This window comes from Algoriphagus sp. A40, assembly GCF_002002735.1.
GTDB lineage: Bacteria > Bacteroidota > Bacteroidia > Cytophagales > Cyclobacteriaceae > Algoriphagus.
In genome coordinates this window covers 82,698-103,049 of sequence record NZ_MUNY01000059.1, presented here as the reverse complement: position 1 = coordinate 103,049, position 20,352 = coordinate 82,698, and the positions used below count along the sequence as shown (strand labels likewise).

The following is a 20,352-nucleotide window of genomic DNA, read 5'->3' as shown; positions in this document are numbered from 1 at the left end:
GCCATGTCAGATACTCCTAAATCTTCTATTATCCGGGAATTTGGGCTGTCCAGCTTTAGCGTGGACAATTCTACTTCCGTGGTTATTTTGACTCTGATCATTACGGTACTTGGACTTGGAGCCTATCGGACCATGCCCAAGGAAAGTTTTCCTGAGATTGTAATTCCGACTGTATACATCGGTACTCCTTATCCCGGCAACTCGCCGGTGGATATGGAAAACCTGATCACCCGTCCGATCGAGAAAGAACTGAAATCACTCAACAATGTGAAGGATATCAGGTCTACTTCAGTCCAGGATTTCTCCTCCATCGTAATTGAATTTACTCCCGGGATCGAAATTTCCAAGGCGATTCAGGATGTGAAAGATGCTGTGGATAAGTCGAAGAGTGAACTTCCTTCTGACTTGGATCAAGAGCCTAATGTACTGGAAGTCAATACTTCGGACTTCCCGATCATGAATGTGAACATTTCCGGCCCGTATTCTGAGCAGGAGTTGAAGAAGTTTGGAGAATATCTTGAAGATGTGATCGAAAAGCTTCCGGAGATTTCCAATGCTGACCTTGCAGGAACTGTAGAGCGGGAAATCCAGATCAATGCTGATCCTTATAAAATGGAATCCGTCGGTGTCAATTTTGGGGATATCTCCGAAGCGATCCGTGCAGAAAACCTGACTATTTCCGGGGGAAGTATTAAAAGCGGTGATTTCGAACGGACGCTTCGGGTGGATGGCGAGTTTACCAGTCCAGCCGAATTGCTCGACATCATTGTGAAGACGGACCAGCAAAAGATCGTCTATCTAAGAGATGTAGCCGAAATCAAGGATACCTTCAAAGACCGGACTTCCTACGCCCGTAGCAAAAACCTGCCTGTAGTCACTATCAACGTGACCAAAAGAAGCGGTGAAAACCTCTTGGATGCTGCTGACAAAATCAAAACCATCATTGAGACGACCAAAGCAAACCGGTTCCCTCAGGATTTGGAAATTACTATAACCAATGATCAAAGCAAGCAGACCAGAACTCAGGTAAGCGACTTGGAAAACTCCATCATTTTCGGGATTATCCTGGTGGTTTTGGTATTGATGTTTTTCATGGGTTTCAGGAATGCATTGTTTGTGGGTTCGGCGATACCGCTTTCCATGTTTATTTCATTTCTGATCCTGAATGCTTTCGGGATTACGCTAAACCTCATGGTTCTTTTCTCACTTATCCTTGCTTTGGGTATGTTGGTGGACAACGGGATTGTGGTCGTGGAGAATATCTACCGAATGATGCAGGAAGGAAAATCCAGCATTCAGGCAGCAAAAGAAGGTGTGGGGGAAGTGGCCTGGCCTATCATTACTTCTACCTTAACCACCTTAGCGGCATTTCTGCCCTTGGCATTTTGGGATGATTTGGTTGGGGAATTTATGAAATACCTTCCCATCACGCTGATCATTGTGCTTTCCGCGTCACTTTTGGTTGCCTTGGTGATCAATCCTGTGATGACTGCCATGTATATGAAAATCGATCCTTCGGACAAAAACAGACCCAAACAGCGATCTTTTATTGTCGCCGGGATTTTCCTGGTTTTGGCTACAATATTCTACATGGTGGGATGGACTTCCATGGGTTCTCTTTCTTTGGTTTCTTCGATTCTTACTGTGTTCAATGTTCTCTTTTTGAGAAACGCCATCAATTGGTTTCAGGAAGTTTTTTTGGTAAAGTTGGAAAATGGGTACGAGTCCACCCTACTTCATGTCTTGAATGGGAAAAGACCCTATTACTATTTCGGGGGAATGTTTGGCCTATTGTTTTTCTCCATCATATTACTAGGAATTCGGTCCCCTAAAGTGCTTTTCTTTCCGGACAATCAGCCTCAACTGATCAATGTGTTTGTGGAGTTTCCGATCGGAACAGATATCAACGCAACCAATGTTTTTGTCGACAAAATGGAAGACGAAATGATGGAAGTATTGGAACCCTACGGCGGAATATTGGAGTCGGTGATTTCCCAAGTGGGTGAAGGAACCGGGGATCCAATGGAAGGGCCTAGTCAGCAAGGGACTCCACATAAAGCAAAAATCACCATAGGTTTTGTGGATTACATTGACCGACAAGGAATCAACACCAATGGGGCCATGGAAGTGATCCGGGATTTGGTGGAAAAATATCCCGGAGTATTGGTTACAGTGGATAAACAACGCAACGGGCCACCTGTAGGAAAAGCAGTAAATATTGAGTTTGTAGGTGAAGACTATGAGCAGCTGATTGCTTTCGTGAATGAAACCAAAGAATATCTAGAGTCCACCAGTATTCCCGGTTTAGAAGAGCTGAAAACGGATCTTTCCACAGGAAATCCCGAGGTTGTCATCGACATTGACAGGGAAAAGGCCCGAAGATTCGGACTGTCTACTTCTTCAATTGCTACCGAGTTGAGGACTTCTCTTTTTGGACTTGAGGTTTCCAAATACAAGGAAGGGGAGGAGGATTTCCCGATCCAATTGCGTCTATCGGAAGATTATAGGTACGACATCAATACCTTGGTCAATAAAAAAATCGGGTTTAGAGATAAGTTTGGGGATAAACGTGAAGTTCCGATTTCTGCGGTGGCAAATATCCAGTATGGTTCCACTTACGGATCGGTGAAAAGAAAAGATCTCGAAAAGGCAATTTCAATGTTTTCCAATGTGTTGGACGGATACAATCCAACTGAGATCAATGCTCAAATTCAAGAATTGATGGCTGACTACCCCGTGCCGGATGGAATAACCATCAAGTTTACAGGAGAACAGGAAGAGCAGGCAAAATCCATGGCCTTTTTGGTAAATGCCCTGATGATTGCAGTTTCCTTGATTTTCCTGATCATCGTGGCCCAGTTTAATTCTGTGATCAGTCCGTTTATCATCATGACTTCCGTGCTGTTGAGTACCATCGGAGTGTTTTTAGGTTTGGTCATTTTCAATATGGATTTTGTCGTGATCATGACCGGAATCGGGATTATTTCATTGGCAGGAGTTGTGGTAAACAATGCCATCGTTTTGATTGACTATACTGATTTGGTCAGAGCCAGAAAGCGTGAGGAAAGAGGAATTAAACCGGGAGAGTATCTGACACTTGAGGATCTGCTGGGAAGTATCGTGGAAGCAGGCAAGACCCGCCTCCGACCGGTATTGCTGACAGCGATCACCACGGTTCTAGGTTTGGTTCCTCTTGCGATCGGAATGAATATCAATTTCAGTACGCTATTGAGTGATTTTGATCCCCAATTTTATGTTGGTGGAGACAATGCGGCATTTTGGGGACCAATGGCCTGGACTGTGATTTTTGGGTTAACCTTTGCCACAGTCATTACGTTAGTAATCGTACCGGTCATGTATTATTTGTCTGACAGGCTCGCATCGAGATTCAGGAAGGCAAAACATGATTGATTTAAGGTTGGTGGTTTTTTTTGACAAAACCCCCGGGACATTGTTCCGGGGGTTTTTTATTGTTCACCACTGAGTTTCCAGCATGGATTTTGTATTTTTGGCCTCCCAAAAAAAAAACTTTTGCAGAGATGGAGGAATTGAAATGGTTTGTAATGTACACCGCATCGCGTTCGGAAAAGAAAGTAGCCGATAGGCTAAAAGAGAGAGGATGGGAAGTGTATTTACCGATCGTAGAGGAACTTCGGCAGTGGTCTGACCGCAAAAAGAAAGTGCAAAGGCCATTGTTCAATGGTTATGTTTTTGTCAAAACCCGACGAAACCAATTGTGGGAATGCCTTCAAGTGCCAGGAGCTGTAAAATTTGTCCACTTCTCCGGGCATCATGCCACCATCAGGGAAGAAGAACTTGAAATCATCGAACGGATAGTGACCACCGGTGTGGCTGTAGAGACTGACGGAAGTGTGATCGAACCGGGAGAAAAAGTAAAGGTCATGGGAGGTCCACTTCAGGACATGACAGGTGAGGTAATAGAAAAGGGCAACAAGGACTATTTCCTGATCCGTATTCCGGGAATTTTACAAAACATGCTCATTACCATTGAAAGGAAGTTTTTGCAGGTCATTGAGAAAGCACAATCTGTTTGACAGGGATGGGATTGGGTGGCAGGTTTCTAGTTTTCTCTCGGAATTCTTGCTTTCATTTGAAGTTTTTTAAAAGAGGCACTAATGAGCCGCTGAGGTTGGGAGCTTATTACCTGAGTTTCGGGATTGACTTTAGGTTCACTGCTTTCTATCCTTTGGCCCCTATTTGTTCAGGTCTGAGAGAGTTTTTTGAACTGAATCCTGGATCGCCAATATCGAATACTCAGGAATGTAGCCGAGATTTAAGCCCAATGTATCTGATGCTGGAAATATTTGCAGACTAAAATTTCCCGGATCCAAAAGATCCAATGAATCCAATTTCTCGGATCCAATCATAAAAAGTAATACCTCTTTGCTTGTTTTCCCGGATTTATCGGTGGATTCAAGACTTAGAGCAACCAGTATTTTTTCGTCATAATCGGTCTCGGGAAGACTAATGTCAACACTGCCTAGATTCGGGGAAGAAACCTCGTACTCTTGAGGATATTTCTCTGGATGTGGTGAGGATGCTTCATACTCTTGAGAATATTGACTGTCAAATCTTGGAAAAAACAAGGCTCCAACCACGACCAAAAGAGCTAGGGACGCAGCATAAGGCAGGATTTTTCTAAAGGTGGTTGATTTTGCTTTGGGTGAAGGCTGAGATTCGGAATAAGCACTTTTCGGATTGGGAGGAATTGGTAATGGATTTGAAGTTGTAGGGATTTGAAAAGAATCCGATTTCGATGAAGGGCGATTGGAAATTCTAGGCTGAGTTGCGGGTTTTTCCTCTTCATCTGATAATTCTGGATAAACTTTGTAATAATCCTTACTCTGCTGGAGCATTTCTTCAATTTTGATTAATGAAGGGTTTCCTTTTCCAACTTCAGGTGGAACAAGTCCTTTTTCAGCGGTTTCAAAGCGAGCTAAAGCCTTTGGGACTACGGCTTCTGTAATCACATTCCGCTCCAGAACAATGTCTTTTTTACGTTCTTTTCCTTCGATAATCTGGATCACCGTCACCCTCAAAATGAGAACGAAATTGCCTAAGGTCAGGGGCTTAACATCAAAAAGCCACTCAGTAAAATCGTCCTCAAAAATGACCTGCTCTTCATTGTTCAAGGACTTAATTTCAAAGTTGTGCCCATCTCTTCCTTCATTCAGGGATACCTGCATCACATTGCCAAGACGAATAGATTCGATGATACGATCCTCTTCCGGTATTTTCAATCCTTCAGTCAGCAGCAGTTCTTCCCAGGCCAGCCGGATGGTACACCGGGTCCATTTTTCTACCTGCATCATTCCGGGAATGTGGAAAAGGATTTTGCCTTCTTTTTTGCGGGGGGAAGTAGGGTTTAGAGGATTGGGTTGACCGATTTCATTCTCCTTCAAAAGGGAATCCACCAAGGGTTGGTAATTTTTAGCCCTCATGATTTCCACAGTCAGGGTATTCATATTGCTGAGCTTTCCCGCAAGGTCATCAATGGCACCTCGGATGTCAGTGTAAAGATTGATGTCTTCCTGGACTTTTCTGGTGTCCGCGAGATTGTCCAATTCTTTGACGCTGGCGTTGAGTTCTTTGATTTTTTGATCCCAATGTTTGAGGTAATTGATGATCCCCAAAGAATCGTAAATGTCTGCATCGGGAAGAATTACCGGGAAAATCCTGCTAAAAAATTCTCCTTTTTTCTCCACCTCCAAAAGTTCAAACATACAGTTTTTGGACTTCAGGTATTTGTCGCTAATGACCAAAACCACCAAGTTTCCCTGACCGATTTGTTCCATAAAAGGCCGGATCAGACCTTTGAAACCAAGATCAGTTTTATCCCTAATCAGGCGGATGTTTTTTGCACTAAGGACGGCTTCCAGTTCGTCGGCAACATTTTCGCTTTCCCCTCCCCAAGCGTAAGAAATAAAAACCTCCTGTTGAGCCATTGTTGTCCTGAAAAATCTTTATCAATGAAGTTAAACCACTTTTGGCAAAAGATCAAAAAATGAAAAAGGCAACCTAATGGCTGCCTGCTATGAATTGATCTTGGTGTCGATCATTTATTGTCTTTGGGTACAAAATACCTTCTGTACACGATTTGGGCCTGAAACAGATGGTCCCCGTATCGGTTGAAGCCCACATTCCCATCGAGGTTATCCGTAAAAGTCCACATCATGGTGCCTTCACCTGCAATGTCAGAATAGGCACCCAAACGATAACTCAATCCTGCCCTAACGGGGACGTAACCAGTGGTGATTTGGTGTTTCATAGGCTCTTCCTCCGGGCTAAAAGATTTGGTTTGTTCAGTTCTTACATTCATAACTCCCAAACCAAAACCGCCATATAGGTTAAACAGACTCCGGTGCATGTGGTTGGTGAATTTGATCAGGTTAAGACTTGGAACCAGATCAAAATAATAGGCTGAACCTTTGGCTGTGAAGGAAGCAAAATCCTCATACCACATATCCCTGATTTGAGTGGATGGGTTGCCTCCGCTGCTGATGCCCTGAATGCCGAGGGTTGACCTGAGATCAAAAGTAGGATTTAACTTTCTGGTTAAAGCAACGGAAAAAGCTGGCTTTATTTCAAAATTCAAATCCCGGTATTGACCGCCATTGTCCAGATAGGCAAAGGATGGCCCAAGTCCTATCGTGAGAATATTATCCCTGGAAACCCGCTCTTTGTAAAAGTTTTGAGCAGCCAGGTTTCCTGAGAACAAAATCACAGACAGGAACGAAAGGGTTTTTACTAGGGTGTTCATGTGGTAAGATACTGATGGGGTGAGCTAGGATTTCTCACCATTTGGTTTTTACAACAAACATGCCAATGGGAATGGTTTGTATTTATTCAAACTCATCCAGGCGGGTTTTATTGTTTTGGATTCGGTTTAGGCGCTTTGAAAGGCCTCTTGAATATCCGATTCGGTGGTTTTTAATTTTTCCCGGCAATGTTTAACCAAAGCTGCGGCTTCTTTTACCAGATCAGAAAGTTCATCCACCGATTTGTTGCCTTCCTCGAGTTGGCTGAGAATGGTTTCGAGCCGGGTCATGGCTTCAGAATAGCTTTTGTCTTTCATTTTTCCTCGATTTTGGTAATGGAACTGCTGATTTTTTGATTTTGGGTAAATGTCTCTATTTGATCTCCAGGCTTGGCGTTACTCAAGTGGATTGGAATTCCATCAAGTTCGGTGCGAGTATATCCCCGGCGCATGATTGAATTTGGGTCCAGTTGACGCAGCAGCGTTTCCCTGTTTTCGAGGGTTTCTTTTTGCTTGACCAGAAATGTGTTCAGACTTTTCTTAAGGTTGGTTTCCAATCCTTCAAGACTCATTCTCTGGATTTTCAGCCGGTTTTTAGCTGCAAGGGTAATTCTGTTGATCCTGTTTTTGACAATTTCACCTTCGAGTGAAATCCGATTTTTGGCCAGAGATTTTGTCCGGAGTTCGTATTGGTGAATTTTGTTTTCTTCTTCTTTAAGCTGCTGACGAGTTGACCTGTCGAGTCTTTGGAGCACCATGCCCATATTCTCCTCAAATTCCCTAAAGCCAGAAAGAAGGAATTCAGCCACCGCAGTTGGAGTTTTCAGACTGGTGTGGGCAACTAGGTCTGCCACGGTTTCATCGCGCTCATGCCCGATTCCGGTGAAGACCGGCAAAGGGAAATTGGAAATCGCCGCACCTAAACGATAATCGTCAAAGCAGTCCAGATCCAGCTGTGCACCACCTCCCCGGATGATTATTACTGCCTCCAGATTGAGGTTTTCCACTTCCGCATAAACCCTTTCCAAAGCAGAGATGAGACTGGTAACCGCTTCATTTCCCTGCATCAGGGAATTGTAAAGTTTGTGGTAAACCTTATACCCGTAATTGTTTTGATCAATTTGATTGACAAAATCTCCGTATCCCGCAGCCGTTGCACTGGAAATGATGGCGATTTTCTGAATAATAGGAGGAAGTTCAAAGCGGCCGTTTAATCGGATCAATCCTTCCCGGGTCAGTCGGTCGACTGTTTCCTGACGAAGTCTTGCTCTTTCCCCCAAAGAAAAGGAGGGATCGATGTCCTTCACATTCACACTCAAGGCATAGACCGGGTGGTAATTGACCGTTACTTGGGCCAGGATTTTCATCCCGTTTTTCAGGCTGTTCCCCGTGATGGATTCGAATTTGGAAGCAACTGATCGGTAGGTGAACTGCCAAAGATTAGCCTTGATTTTTGCCAGGACCTGATTTCCCTGCTTTTCGACCAACTCAAAATAAACATGCCCCTGAGGAGCCTGTCGAAAGTCCGCCAACTCACCCATCACCCAATAGACCGGCTCAAGTTCGTTTTCCAGGGTCAGCCGGATCTGTTCGGTCAGTTGGGAAATAGATAATGGGGACATGCCGGGCTTATTTTTGGTAGGCCGCCTTGATCTGATCGCTTAGCTCAGGACTCGCTTTCAGCATTGGAAGTCTCACCTGATCGCTTTCGATGATCCCCATGTGGAACAAAAGATTTTTAACCCCGACAGGATTGCCTTCCAAGTACATCAAGCTGTTAAGATTGAGTAGAGAAAAAGTAGTCTGAAGCGCCTCTTCCCGGGTTCCATGGGTCAGCGTTTTGAATTTTTCAGGAAATGCATTTGCCAAAACGGAAATCACGCCACTGCCACCCACAGCCATCAAAGCTTTGGTCATCAGGTCGTCTCCGGATAGAAGCAAAAAATCTTTTGGCATGGCCGCAGCGATCTGCATGCATTGCTCCAGGTTGCCACTTGCCTCTTTCATTCCCACAATATTGGGATGGTGTGAAAGCTTCAGCGTGGTGGCTGCAGTCATGTTGGACATGGTACGGCCCGGAATGTTGTACAACACCACAGGGGCAGGAGAAGCATCTGCAATCGCCGTGTAATGCGCGACGATTCCTTCCTGACTTGGTTTATTGTAGTAAGGGCTTACTGAAAGAATGGCCGCTACACCGTAGAAATCAGTGTTTTTGATTTCATTGATTACCGCATGGGTATTGTTTCCCCCGATCCCGAGCATCATCGGTACGCGGCCGGCATTGTATTCAAGACAGGCTTTGAGCACCTGTTTCCTTTCGGCTGAATTTAAGGTAGCTGATTCACCTGTTGTACCAAGTACAACCAGGTAATCCACTCCGCCGGAAACAACATGATCGATCAGGCGCTTTAGGCCATTGAAATCTATCGATTGATCGTCATGAAAAGGTGTGACGAGTGCCACCCCGGTGCCTTTGAATGCGTTCATGGTAATTTTAAGGTTTGAGCCTGCAAAGATAAAACCTAGAATCGGATTTGGGTTCCGTTTAGCTAAAATTTGGGAAAAAGGGCTTAGTAACTTACAACGAAACCTGTGTGAAATTTAATTTTGGCCTGAAAAAATGGACCAATGGAAGTCTGTTCAGTCAAAAATGATCCGGTTGGGATGAAGTACTATAGAATTGTTTGGTGAAAAACCACCTCTAAAATCTCTGGTTAAAAAGTGGAATTCTCCTTTGAAAATCGATTGCTGTAAAAAGAAAAGGATCGGATTGTCTACAAATTGATTTTATTCTGATGCTTCAGCAACTTTGATTTTCTCCGCCTTTTTCTCCGCCAAAATCAATACGGACGGAATGTCCTCCAGCCAGTCGCTCTTGCTTTCAACCAGCTTTTTCCAGCTTTTGAAAGAGATGACCATCAAGTCCTGAGTTTTCAAAAAGTCCTTGTTGATAAAGTCTTGATTTCGAAGCTGAATATGATGGGGAGCCACATGCTCTATTGCCCGGATCGCTTCTTTGATTTCGGGTCGGCTTTTCACCTGGCCTGCCGCATCGATCAGGGTGACCTGTGCACCGGAATTGTTGATCCATTTTTGGGCGAATTGAACCAAAAAATCATCCTTTTGGGAAAAAAGCGGAATAAAAATCCGGTCCGCCTGCTTGAATCCCTTGTCAATCCAAACCCCAACAGGTAACTGACAGGTGCGGATGATGCTTCTGGTTCTTTCGTCAAATGGAAGGTTTTCAAACAGATTTTCTTTTCCGGTGACCTGATTTAGGATTCGGTCCGGGCTGATTATTTTGGTGGTGAAGCCCAGGACTTTCCCCAACAAACTTCCCTCAAAAATGGACTGGCCGACACCCATCAGGAGCAGGTCATAATTCCCCTTGTTGGCGACTTCGATGATGTCGGTTTCAATATCCGAAGATGCTTTGAAAAGTGTGGTGACCTTTTGGTGAAGTTTTTGGGCTTCATGGATTACCGGAGCGAAACTTTCCCTTTCGTAAGCCGCCTGATTGAAATAATTCAATTCGTCTACCGGGCTCAGGTGCATTGCAGTGATGGAAGCGTTTCCATTTAGTTTTCGGATCATACTGTGGGCAAGTCTGACCAAAGATCTGCCACGCTCAGGATGGCCAAAGGAAATCAAAATGCGGTAATTGCTTTGCTGAATGATTTCCTGTGGAATCAGGGAAGGCTTTGAGCGGAAGGCCCAATTGATCAGATCCAGCGCCGGACCGGTCATAAAGGTGGTCACCAAGGCCATAATGACCATCATGGCAAAGATCTCAGGAGTCAACACACCAAGGTCATAGCCGATATTTAGGACCACAAGCTCCATCAGTCCCCGAGTATTCATCAATGCTCCGATGGTCAGGCTGTCTTTCCAGTTTTGGCCTACAAACCGGGCGGCGATGGCACTTCCGACAAACTTTCCAACCACCGCCACAAGGATGATCATTCCGGTCACTTTCCACAAGTAAGGATCATTCAGAAGCCCGATCTCTGTCCTCAAACCGGTGTAAACAAAGAATAGAGGAAGAAGCAGAACCAAGGACACATCCTCTACTTTTTCGATGAAAATGTTTCGGAATTTGGTGTTTTCAGGCATGATCGCTCCTGCCATAAATGCGCCGAACAAGGCATGTATTCCAATCACCTCGGTGGCGTAAGCGGAAATGATCAGGGTAAGGAAAAAGATGGCTACAATCGGTTTGCTGAGGTTTTCCCGGGAGGTATGGAGGTCACCAATCCGCTTGAGAAAGGGCCGGATCACTTTGACCATCACAAATACATAGGCTATTGCAAGACCGATCACATACAGTGAACTGACAAAAGAACCCGCTTTGACTATGGCAATCACGGCAGCCAATAGACACCATGCCGTGATATCATCTGCAGCGGCGCAGGTAATGACCACAGTCCCAAGTCTGGTTTTTTGCAGACCTCTTTCCTGGACGATCCGGGCCAAAACCGGAAAGGCGGTGATGCTCATCGCAATACCCAAAAACAGTCCAAAGGATGAAAACTCAACTCCTATCGGGGCAAATGAAGTGTAAATGAAATAAGCCAAACCTATTCCCAATGCAAACGGAACGATGATACTGGCATGACTGATGACTACTGCATCATGCGCTTTATTTCGGAGGACTTTCAGATCCAACTCCATTCCGATCACAAACATGAATAGAATCAGGCCGATCTGACTGAGAAACTGGAGGTTTCCCAAAGATTCAACAGGGAATAAAGCCAGAGAAAATTCAGGAAAAGCCCAACCCAAAAGGGAAGGTCCCAGTACAATTCCCGCGATGATTTCTCCAATTACGGTGGGTTGCCCGATTTTTTTGCTGATCCAACCAAAAATCCTAGCAACCAAAATAATAGTAACAATCTGTGCCAAAAGGATGGCAAGCGGGTGAGTAATATTATGGGCCATGGAATCCACAAACTCTTCCCATTGACTGGAATTTGATTCGGAAACCTGAATATTACGACCTGCCTCCAGCTCTTTTCCTTGGAGGATAAGAAAATACATCAATGCTGAGAATGCCCCGATTATTGAGACATAAAAAAACGAATTGCGATATTTTCCCATTGATTCTTTTGGTTTAATAGATTTGGTCCGGGCGATGCAGATAACTTTCCGTTCAGCCTAACTTGTTTTCATTCTTCTGTCAGAAAAGCTACCTGGCCTGGCTTGGATCAGGCTTTCATCCCCGGGTGTAAATGACAAGGCTGTCATTCCAAATCCACACTAATTTGGGGCAAATCGATTTGAAAAACTTAGGGATTATCCTGTATTACCTCTCAAATGGTACAAGTCAGGAATTTTTTGTAACAAGTTCAGGAATTCACTTTTTTGAGAAATTCCTCCCGGTACCGCTCGCTCAGGTTGAGAATTAAGGGTTTGCCGGATTCCTGATTCAAAACTGTGGTGATCTGGTCATGGGAAAAGAACCGGACAATTCCCAGGTTGATAATTTCCTGCTTGTTGATCCGGGCAAAAGAACTTGTCGGGAGGGAACTTTGGAGGGTTTCAAAAGATATGTTCTTGAGCAGGAGGGAAGTGCCGTCTTTCAGATGTGCGGTTTTGTCCCGGCTTTCTATCAAAGATGTTCTGATCCAAGCCAACTGATCAATGGATACTAATGCTTTTCCTTTGTCCGTATTGCAGGTAAAAAAACGGTTTGGTTCGTGCTGGGCATTGATCCGGATCCTGGCTTTGTCTATAGCCAGCTTTAGTCGGTCAATAGAAACAGGCTTTCGCAGGTAATCTACGGCATTGAGATCAAAAGCCTCTGCCGCATATTCTTTATAAGCTGTCGCAAAAATGACCGCTTTACCCTGAAGGAGGTTGGCCACCTTCAATCCGTCAAATTGTGGCATCTCAATGTCAAGGATACAGAGATCAAAATCAAGATTTGGGAGTTCCTCCAAAAACCGGGAAGGATCATTGAAGGACTTTACCACACGAAGTCCCGGAATCTGCTCGCAAAGCATTTTGAGATAAGTCAGACCGGGCAACTCATCGTCCAAAAGCAGGCATTTAAGTTCCTTTTCCATTCAGGTCGATTTTAAGTTGAGCCAGGTAAACTTCCCCCTCCTTGAATCTTTCCAGAGTATAGCGTCCCTTGTAGAGGATATTCAGCCGCTGGTCCAGAGATTCCATTCCAAGTCCGCTGTTGGCTTTGAAAAGGGATGATTTTGAGGAAACTTTATTGGAAACCAAGATGGAAAACACTCCATTTTTCAGTTCGATGATGATCCGGATAAAGGAATCACCACTCTGAAGGTCAGCGTGCTTGAAGGCGTTTTCGATGAGATCAATGGAAATCATCGGTGCCAAAATTTTTGAAAGATAGATCGGATTTTTCTCCTCGATTTTGGTCTTTACGCTGAGTTCAAACAGAGGGCTTAGTTTGATTTTGTTGATTTCGATAAGATTCAATGCAAAATCAATTTCCTCCTTTGGACTTACAAACTTTTGGCGGCTTTCATAGAGAATATAGTCCAGCACGTTTGCGAGTTTGTCGAGTGCAAAGTAGGTCTGGTACGCATGCGACTGGATTGAATTCAGGATATTCTTAAATAGGTGCGGATTCAGTTTGGACTCCAGTGTTTCGAGTCTCAGAGATCCTGTTTTTTGCTCCAGCTGACTCAGGAGTTCAGCGGATTTCCGGTTTTCCTCGATGATTTTTTGAAGCTTTTTAAAAAGGAAAATAATCCCAACTCCTCCTCCAATTAGGAGTAATAGCAAAACGCAAATGATGAGTTGTTCCAGAGTCACCTTTCAGGATTTGGAGGGTTAAGTTGGGAAAAATAGGAAAAAGACGTTGGAAATCGTGAACATGAGGGAAATGCCAGGAGAGATTTTTCCCTTGAACTATTTGGGTAAATCCTAGGTCTCCGCAACTTTTTGGAAAGTCATAAATACAAATACCAGGATTTCTCAAGAATTGATTTAAAGGAATCTCATTCTTCCTGAATTGAATTAGGAGTTAGGATTTCGCTTGAGTTTAAGATACTGTCGAATTAGGGGAATGGATGTAATTGCGATCAGTGTGATAACAATCCATTCCAGATAATGGATGAGGTCTGGGAAGATGATTTTCAGAAAATACCCCCCAAGGACCAAGCTGGAAGTCCAGACCAAAGCCCCGATTAGATTATAGATCATAAAATTCTTGAAATCAGATTTGATTAACCCCAAACAAATAGGAAGAAAAGTCCGAATGACTGGAATAAACCGACCGATGATGATGGCGCCGTTATGCCGTTTTTCGAAATAGGAAGAAGCAGCATTGAGATAGCTGGATTTGAAGAAAAGTGAGTCTGGGCGTGAAAGCAACCACTTTCCTAACTTAAGTCCTACGAAGTATGATACGATATATCCCAGGAATGCTGCAAATGCAATATAGAGGACCAGTAAATAAATGGATAAATCTAAAATAGGCAATCCACAAAGCATTCCGGCCAGGAACAACAGGGAATCTCCGGGTAGAAAAAAACCGAAAAACACTCCATTTTCTGTAAAAACGATAGCCAATAAAAGAATGAGCCCACCCCGATTGATGATCAGTGCAGGACTCAAAATTTCTAGAATGGACTGAATAAATTCAACCATGGAGTTTTTGGGTTTTTACAGTTTTCTTTCGTGCTGATGACATTTCCATGAATTTAATCTTGGATTGTTGTGGATATTTCCGTCCTATTTTCAGACTCATATTCAAGAGAAATTGAATCAGCATGATCAACTTCCTGCAACCCAAATTCTCCTTCCCACTTAGCTATTACAACAGTTGCCAGGCAGTTTCCAATTACATTGACCGAAGTTCGAGCCATGTCCATCAATTCGTCGATGGCCAAAATCAGAAAAATAGGAGCCATTGGCAGATTAAAGCTAGCGGCGGTTCCCATCAGGATGATCAGCGAGGCTCTGGGGATTCCAGCGACGCCTTTGCTGGTCAGCATCAAGGTCAGTACCATCAAAATTTGATCTTCTAGACCCATTTTGATCCCAGCTGCCTGAGCTACAAAAATGGAGGCCAAAGCTAGGTAGAGCGTGGTTCCGTCCAAGTTGAAGCTATAGCCTGTGGGCATAACAAAAGCCACAATTTTCCGCGGTACACCAAACTTCTCCATGGCTTCCATTGCTTTGGGTAGTGCTGCTTCAGAACTGGTTGTGGCAAAAGCAATCGACACAGGTTCGGTGATTGCCTTCAAAAATTTGATCACAGGAATTTTGAGTGACAAGGCAATTGGGAGCAAAACAACCACGAGAAAAGCCAGTAGCGCAACATACAAGGTGGCTAACAAATGAAAGAGATTGACTAAGATCCCTAGGCCCATTTCCCCCACGGTGTAGGCAATTGCAGCTCCGACTCCAAAAGGCGCGAAATACATGATCACTCTGGTGAAATTAAACATGACTTCAGAGAGGCTTTCGGTGAAGTTCAGCATGAAAGCTTTCTTTTTCCCGTCTTTTACCAGTGCCAATCCAATCCCAAACAAAATACTGAAGATGACGATTTGAAGAATTTCCCCTTCAAAGATGGATTTGGCGATATTTTCTGGAAAAATGTGAAGGATAACTTCCTGCCAACCGCGGGCAGTCCCCTGAAGAGGCACCTCGCCAACAGGGAGTTCAATACCGACTCCTGCCTGCGAAATGTTGATTGCCAATAAGCCGATTATGAGCGCAAGAGTTGTGACAATTTCAAAGTACAAGAGTGACTTCCAGCCCATTCTTCCCACCTGTTTCAAGTTGGAATGTCCGGCAATGCCTACGACCAGAGTTCCAAAGAGTAGCGGAGCAATGACAGTTTTGATCAGTTTGAGAAAAACCTGACTGACTACTTTCAGGTTCATCGCCACTTCGGGAAAGTCAGCACCGATGGCTGTACCAATCAGCATACTGCCAAAAATCCATGTAGTAAGTGATGCCCGCTTCAGACAGTAGCCGACAACTGCAACCAATCCTAGCCATCTGCTGGCGATGAGTAGTGAGTCTGATAAGGATTCGGGCCAAAGCAAATGAATTACAATGAATACCGCCGCCTGTGTAGCTAGTGCCACCAGAATGAATGGGATTGCGCTTGATTTTTTAAGTGTCATAAGTTAATCGTAATCAGTTGGGACTGTAATTGGGGTGAATGGGAGATATGAGTGAGGATAAATCCAAGATTTGATTGCTGTAGATTTTTCCCATCATGCAAGTCTGGAATTGAGTCAAGAAATCGACTGGATTGGATGAAATTTTAAGATTGTGGAGTAGGTATCCGGGACTCTAACCGAGGTTGTTTCGAGTAGATTTTGCTCAAAAAAACCGGCTGATCAAGGAAGTTGTTTAAGCGAAAGGTTAGTGTAGTGCCCACGTTTTTCCTAAAAGGGCAAGACTTAGAAATGCTTAAAGCGAGTAGATTCCTATGTCTAAACGACTAACTCTAGGACAGAGAATATTCTTTTGTCTGGAGGAAATCGCTGAATCGGTTTGGATATTAACCTTTCGATCAAGATCAAATCTGTTCAAAGCAATGGATCTCATGGGTAAGGAGTGAAATCTTTCATTCTGGGAAATGAAGTTTTCTTGGCCCTTGCCAGCTTTTTAGAAAAACATTCGGTTTTTCTAGGCCCTAGGTGAAATAGTGGTGGGGAAAAACTATTAAAAATCCTGGTAAACTGGAGTCGATACAAAGGGCTAATTTTTGATAAGTGCGCCCTTTTGATTCATAATTTGCTGATAAACCGGAAAAATGTTCCAAGATGAACTGAGCTTCGAAAAAATAATGAGGTGCTCGGACAACAGGCCTTTCAGGAACGAAGCTATTGGGAAGTGGTTCACCAATTTTCTGTATCGGACTTTGCTGAATGGTAATTTCTGATTGGGGAAAATCACTTATTATCTGGATGTCAGAATCCAATGAGGAAACTGATTGGCTTGCCCAAATGCCAAGCAATCCAATTAGGTTGAGAAATATGAATAATGTCCCTATAGTCCTCATAATAAGTATTGGCGATAAATCTAGCTGAAAAAAAAATAGGATTAAATTTTAAAGAGGATTCAAGAAATTTTTTGTGATTTTTTGAAATAGGGATGCACCAACCCTCGTCTCCCTTTGGATTGCCTGAAAAAGGAATTCCAAACGGGATTTCGCATGAAGTCAGTCAAAACTTGATCCGAAAGGCCAAGAATGTAGATTTCAGTTTTGATTTTTCTTTAAACATTGGATTTGAAAGTAGGGAGTTAATTACCGCTTGCCGAAGCAGAGGCTAATCTGACTTTTTAGAATTGAGCCAATCGGAATAGCGGGTTTCCTCAGGCACGTCGGTGAGGCTTTCGAAGACCAGCTCGTATCCGTCCGGATCCCGGATGGCCACCACCCACATGCCATTACCGACAAAAGGTTCTTCTAGCTCAAGGTTTCGTTGGAGAAATTCCCCATAAATATCCAAAGCATCCCTACAGATAAAGCAAACAGAACTACCCGTTCCCAGCGGGTCATTAGGTAAAAATCCCTCCCGAAATTCCTGAAGCATCACCGCAACCCCATCCCTTTCCAACCAGCACCATTCGATGGTTCCGTTTGGTTTCCACTCGATTTTAATCCCAAATCCCAAGCCTCTTACATAAAAATCCAATGATTTTTCCATTGAAGTGACCATGAAAAAAGGGACCGCCTGTTTTAGGTTTTCGGTAGTCATCCTACGTTTTTTCAAAAAAAATACAAGAATTTTTGCTGAAAAAGAAGGTCAGAAACCTATGTCAGAATGAAACTAGCTTTTGGTTTCCCCTGTCAGTTTGTTGACAACCAGAGCAATTGCCCCGTCGCCGGTCACGTTGCAGGCAGTGCCAAAGCTGTCCATGGCGATATACAGCGCCACCATCAGCCCGATCATCTCTTCATTGAAACCCAACATTGCTTGAAGTATCCCAATGGCAGCCATAATTGCCCCGCCAGGAACACCTGGTGCTGCGACCATCGCTATCCCAAGCATAAAAATAAACCCTGCAAAAAGAGTTAAATCAAAAGGGACTCCTTCCAGGATCATAAGTGCCATCGCGCATGCAGTGATCTTCATGGTGCTTCCGGAGAGGTGAATGGTTGCGCAAAGCGGAATGACAAAGCCCGCTACTTTCTCGGGAACTCCGTTTTTTTCGGTCTGGATCAGAGTGACGGGGATGGTGGCTGCAGATGATTGGGTACCCAAAGCAGTAAAATAGGCAGGCATCATCGTAGCCAGCAGGCGCAATGGATTTCTCTTGACAATGATCCCTGCGACAAAGTATTGTACGAGTAATAATAGGATGTGGAGCGCGAATATGACGCCGATGATGTTCAGAAAGACCGAGAGGATTTCAAACACCTGCCCGCTAAAAGCCATATTGGCAAAAATACCCAAAATAAAGAGCGGCAACAGCGGTACAATTAAGTTTTCGATCACCTGCATGATGATGATCTGAAAGTCTTTGACGGCGGTTTTCAGCGTGGATTTTTCCTGAAAGGAAAGCCCCAAGCCCACCATAAATGCCAGGACCAAGGCCGACATCACATCGAGAATAGGAGGGATGGAAATAGAAAAATAGGGACTCAGTGCCTTGGTGCTTTCTGCCACCTCGTTTGCCGAGTTAACATGGGATTCAAGCAGGGAAGGGAAGATGCCCGATGCTGCGAAATAGGTCATAAAACCCGAAAAAAGTGTGGAACCGTAGGCGATTCCGGCGGTCAGAAGAAGCAGTTTTCCAGCTCCTTTGCCCAGGTCAGAGATGGCCGGCATGATCAAACCCATGATGATCAGTGGGATGGCGAAGCTCAAAAACTGACCAAAAAGCGCATTGAAGGTGGCAAAGATCCGGTTGAACCACTCGGGCATATACAGGCCGAAAACCATGCCCAAAACGATGGCGACAAAGACTTTAAACAATAAGTTGGAAAACAGACTTTTCATGGGGATTTGGGTTTGCAGTTTTGCCAATAATTTCTGGCGTTTTCGAGATTTTGAGCCCGCTAAGATAGGAGGAATGGCCTTTTTGCTTTAACCACAGGTCAATTAATTGAGTCTGAAAATGAATTCAATTCCGATCAGCCCTTGGTTTTGATTATTCCCTGTCGGTACAAGTCCAGGGCTCCGTTCAGTATTTCGCTGATTTTTTCTAATGGTAAGTCGGCAGCAGGATTGACCCTGAAGATCTTCATCCTGCTTCTGTCACCTGTTTCCAAATCTGGATTCTTCAGGAGCATTCCCTCGACGAGAAGGAGATACGGCTCAGTGGTTTTTTTGTCCGTCCAGAGGTAACAGAATGCTTTTTTCCGAAAGCAAAAGCAGGGCATGCCGTACTTCCGGGTTTCGGAAATTTCCGGATCCTGAGCGAGGATGATTTGCCGCAAGGTCAATAGGCAACTCTTGTTGGGTTCAGCTTGGTCGAGGTAAAAGTTCTGGAGGTCTTGGAGCATTTGTTGAGAATTCAACCAATGGTTTTTGGGCGTACGCTTAGGGGTTCCCTGGATTCGGTTTCAATCCACTTCATTTTTTTGTCTTCGCTATCAACTTATCAAAATCCGACTGGTAGGTTTGATCCTGGATGACACGAAATTTGTCAAATTCGCTCTCGGCTTTCAGTTTGGCTTCCAACATGGTCACTTTTCCTTTGTCCCGCAGGATCGGATAGCTGGAGAGTTCCAGAAAGCTGTCCAGAAACTTGGCCCATTGCTGCATCGAGAAGGCCATTCCCCGTTGTGCATTGTTTTCTGCCAGATCCAGATAGGCGGACACAATTCGGTTCAGTTCCTGGATATGCTGATGGGAGAGATAGTTTTTGGCAATGGACACATCGCTTTTTTGGATTTTCCCTTCCGGGGCGTCTTTCCAGGTTTTTAGTCCCATGTAGAGTTTGGTGGCATCGGCCTCGGTATAGATTATTTCGGCGGCTGTTTTCCCGGTGATTGCCCAGTGAAGTTTGTTTTGCACCATTCCAAAAAACTCCCTGGTTTGCTGGCTTTGCGGGTCATAGTCAGTACTTAGCGCGTAGAGATCGGTGATCTTCTGGTAAAACCTGCGCTCACTGGCCCTGATCTCCCGGATACGCTCCAGCAGTTCATCAAAATAGTCCTGCCCAAAGAGCTTCCCCTGCTTCATCCGCTCGTCATCCATGACAAAACCCTTGATGATAAACTCATTTAAGGTTTGGGTTGCCCACTTGCGAAAATCTGTCGCCTGCACTGAATTGACTCGGTAACCTACTGCCAGAATGGCTTCCAGGCGATGGAAATTGGTAGAGTAGGTTTTCCCATCTTCGGCAGTATGTGCAATTTTTGCACATACTGAATCTTTGTCCAGCTCCCCGGTTTTGAAAATATTGTTTAGATGTTTAGTAATAACCGTCCTTTCCACATTAAACAATTCGGCCATGGTCTTCTGAGTCAGCCAAAACGTCCCGTTCTGAAAGTAGACAGAGACATTGACGGATTGGTCAGCATTCTGGAAAAGTAAAATGTCTTTTGGTTTCATAACTTTTTGGATCAGTTTGTTTTAAACTCTCCCTTATTTCCCAAAATCTCCGCATCTAAAACT

The 20,352-nt window shown here is 44.2% G+C and carries 16 protein-coding genes; 2 read left to right on the top strand and 14 right to left on the bottom strand.

The features are described 5' to 3' along the window. The first annotated feature begins 3 nt into the window (after positions 1-3). Complete coding sequence (locus tag B0E43_RS14000) at positions 4-3,411, top strand: efflux RND transporter permease subunit (RefSeq protein ID WP_077350758.1); 3,408 nt, start codon at positions 4-6, stop codon at positions 3,409-3,411. Positions 3,412-3,539: 128 nt separating this feature from the next. Continuing rightward, a complete protein-coding gene (locus tag B0E43_RS13995; protein ID WP_077351063.1) occupies positions 3,540-4,055 on the top strand; it encodes a UpxY family transcription antiterminator in 516 nt (171 codons plus the stop codon). Positions 4,056-4,214: 159 nt separating this feature from the next. Here B0E43_RS13995 and B0E43_RS13990 read toward each other — a convergent pair whose 3' ends face one another. From B0E43_RS13990 to B0E43_RS13915, 14 genes are all read right to left on the bottom strand, one after another. Beyond that, complete coding sequence (locus B0E43_RS13990) at positions 4,215-5,966, bottom strand: toll/interleukin-1 receptor domain-containing protein (RefSeq protein ID WP_077350756.1); 1,752 nt, start codon at positions 5,964-5,966, stop codon at positions 4,215-4,217. 110 nt (positions 5,967-6,076) lie between these two features. After that, positions 6,077-6,781, bottom strand: coding sequence for a hypothetical protein (locus tag B0E43_RS13985; RefSeq protein ID WP_077350754.1), 705 nt, complete (start codon positions 6,779-6,781; stop codon positions 6,077-6,079). Between the two features lie 126 nt (positions 6,782-6,907). Next, a complete protein-coding gene (xseB, locus tag B0E43_RS13980; RefSeq protein WP_077350752.1) occupies positions 6,908-7,096 on the bottom strand; it encodes an exodeoxyribonuclease VII small subunit in 189 nt (62 codons plus the stop codon). Beyond that, positions 7,093-8,400, bottom strand: a complete 1,308-nt coding sequence (gene xseA, locus B0E43_RS13975; protein WP_077350750.1) for an exodeoxyribonuclease VII large subunit — start codon at positions 8,398-8,400, stop codon at positions 7,093-7,095. Before xseA ends, xseB begins: the two co-directional genes overlap by 4 nt. 7 nt (positions 8,401-8,407) lie before the next feature. Continuing rightward, on the bottom strand, positions 8,408-9,268 hold the full coding sequence (gene dapA / locus B0E43_RS13970; protein ID WP_077350748.1) for a 4-hydroxy-tetrahydrodipicolinate synthase: 861 nt from the start codon (positions 9,266-9,268) through the stop codon (positions 8,408-8,410). Positions 9,269-9,568: 300 nt separating this feature from the next. Beyond that, positions 9,569-11,878 (bottom strand): cation:proton antiporter, encoded by a 2,310-nt coding sequence (locus B0E43_RS13965; RefSeq protein WP_077350746.1) that lies wholly within the window; start codon positions 11,876-11,878, stop codon positions 9,569-9,571. A 248-nt stretch (positions 11,879-12,126) separates the two neighbouring features. Beyond that, on the bottom strand, positions 12,127-12,846 hold the full coding sequence (locus B0E43_RS13960) for a LytTR family DNA-binding domain-containing protein (RefSeq protein WP_077350744.1): 720 nt from the start codon (positions 12,844-12,846) through the stop codon (positions 12,127-12,129). After that, the gene (locus B0E43_RS13955) at positions 12,830-13,570 is read right to left on the bottom strand and encodes a histidine kinase (protein ID WP_217349171.1); all 741 of its coding nucleotides are present in this window, start codon (positions 13,568-13,570) and stop codon (positions 12,830-12,832) included. Before B0E43_RS13955 ends, B0E43_RS13960 begins: the two co-directional genes overlap by 17 nt. Positions 13,571-13,774: 204 nt before the next feature. Then, entirely contained in the window at positions 13,775-14,407 is a 633-nt protein-coding gene (locus tag B0E43_RS13950; protein ID WP_077350742.1) for a DedA family protein, read from the bottom strand. A gap of 53 nt (positions 14,408-14,460) precedes the next feature. Continuing rightward, a complete protein-coding gene (locus B0E43_RS13945) occupies positions 14,461-15,897 on the bottom strand; it encodes a dicarboxylate/amino acid:cation symporter (protein ID WP_077350740.1) in 1,437 nt (478 codons plus the stop codon). 1,155 nt (positions 15,898-17,052) lie between these two features. Next, entirely contained in the window at positions 17,053-17,484 is a 432-nt protein-coding gene (locus B0E43_RS13930) for a VOC family protein (RefSeq protein ID WP_077350734.1), read from the bottom strand. 72 nt (positions 17,485-17,556) lie between these two features. Next, a complete protein-coding gene (locus tag B0E43_RS13925; RefSeq protein ID WP_077350732.1) occupies positions 17,557-18,729 on the bottom strand; it encodes a dicarboxylate/amino acid:cation symporter in 1,173 nt (390 codons plus the stop codon). A gap of 134 nt (positions 18,730-18,863) precedes the next feature. Further along, positions 18,864-19,235, bottom strand: a complete 372-nt coding sequence (locus B0E43_RS13920; protein ID WP_077350730.1) for a DUF1801 domain-containing protein — start codon at positions 19,233-19,235, stop codon at positions 18,864-18,866. Positions 19,236-19,305: 70 nt separating this feature from the next. Next, the gene (locus B0E43_RS13915) at positions 19,306-20,289 is read right to left on the bottom strand and encodes a virulence RhuM family protein (protein WP_077350728.1); all 984 of its coding nucleotides are present in this window, start codon (positions 20,287-20,289) and stop codon (positions 19,306-19,308) included. Positions 20,290-20,352: the final 63 nt, after the last annotated feature.

Coding starts and splice junctions, on each gene's coding strand:
- B0E43_RS14000 (WP_077350758.1), top strand. CDS start 4: ATGTCAGATACTCCTAAATCTTCTATTATCCGGGAATTTGGGCTGTCC.
- B0E43_RS13995 (WP_077351063.1), top strand. CDS start 3,540: ATGGAGGAATTGAAATGGTTTGTAATGTACACCGCATCGCGTTCGGAA.
- B0E43_RS13990 (WP_077350756.1), bottom strand. CDS start 5,966: ATGGCTCAACAGGAGGTTTTTATTTCTTACGCTTGGGGAGGGGAAAGC.
- B0E43_RS13985 (WP_077350754.1), bottom strand. CDS start 6,781: ATGAACACCCTAGTAAAAACCCTTTCGTTCCTGTCTGTGATTTTGTTC.
- xseB (WP_077350752.1), bottom strand. CDS start 7,096: ATGAAAGACAAAAGCTATTCTGAAGCCATGACCCGGCTCGAAACCATT.
- xseA (WP_077350750.1), bottom strand. CDS start 8,400: ATGTCCCCATTATCTATTTCCCAACTGACCGAACAGATCCGGCTGACC.
- dapA (WP_077350748.1), bottom strand. CDS start 9,268: ATGAACGCATTCAAAGGCACCGGGGTGGCACTCGTCACACCTTTTCAT.
- B0E43_RS13965 (WP_077350746.1), bottom strand. CDS start 11,878: ATGGGAAAATATCGCAATTCGTTTTTTTATGTCTCAATAATCGGGGCA.
- B0E43_RS13960 (WP_077350744.1), bottom strand. CDS start 12,846: ATGGAAAAGGAACTTAAATGCCTGCTTTTGGACGATGAGTTGCCCGGT.
- B0E43_RS13950 (WP_077350742.1), bottom strand. CDS start 14,407: ATGGTTGAATTTATTCAGTCCATTCTAGAAATTTTGAGTCCTGCACTG.
- B0E43_RS13945 (WP_077350740.1), bottom strand. CDS start 15,897: ATGACACTTAAAAAATCAAGCGCAATCCCATTCATTCTGGTGGCACTA.
- B0E43_RS13930 (WP_077350734.1), bottom strand. CDS start 17,484: ATGACTACCGAAAACCTAAAACAGGCGGTCCCTTTTTTCATGGTCACT.
- B0E43_RS13925 (WP_077350732.1), bottom strand. CDS start 18,729: ATGAAAAGTCTGTTTTCCAACTTATTGTTTAAAGTCTTTGTCGCCATC.
- B0E43_RS13920 (WP_077350730.1), bottom strand. CDS start 19,235: ATGCTCCAAGACCTCCAGAACTTTTACCTCGACCAAGCTGAACCCAAC.
- B0E43_RS13915 (WP_077350728.1), bottom strand. CDS start 20,289: ATGAAACCAAAAGACATTTTACTTTTCCAGAATGCTGACCAATCCGTC.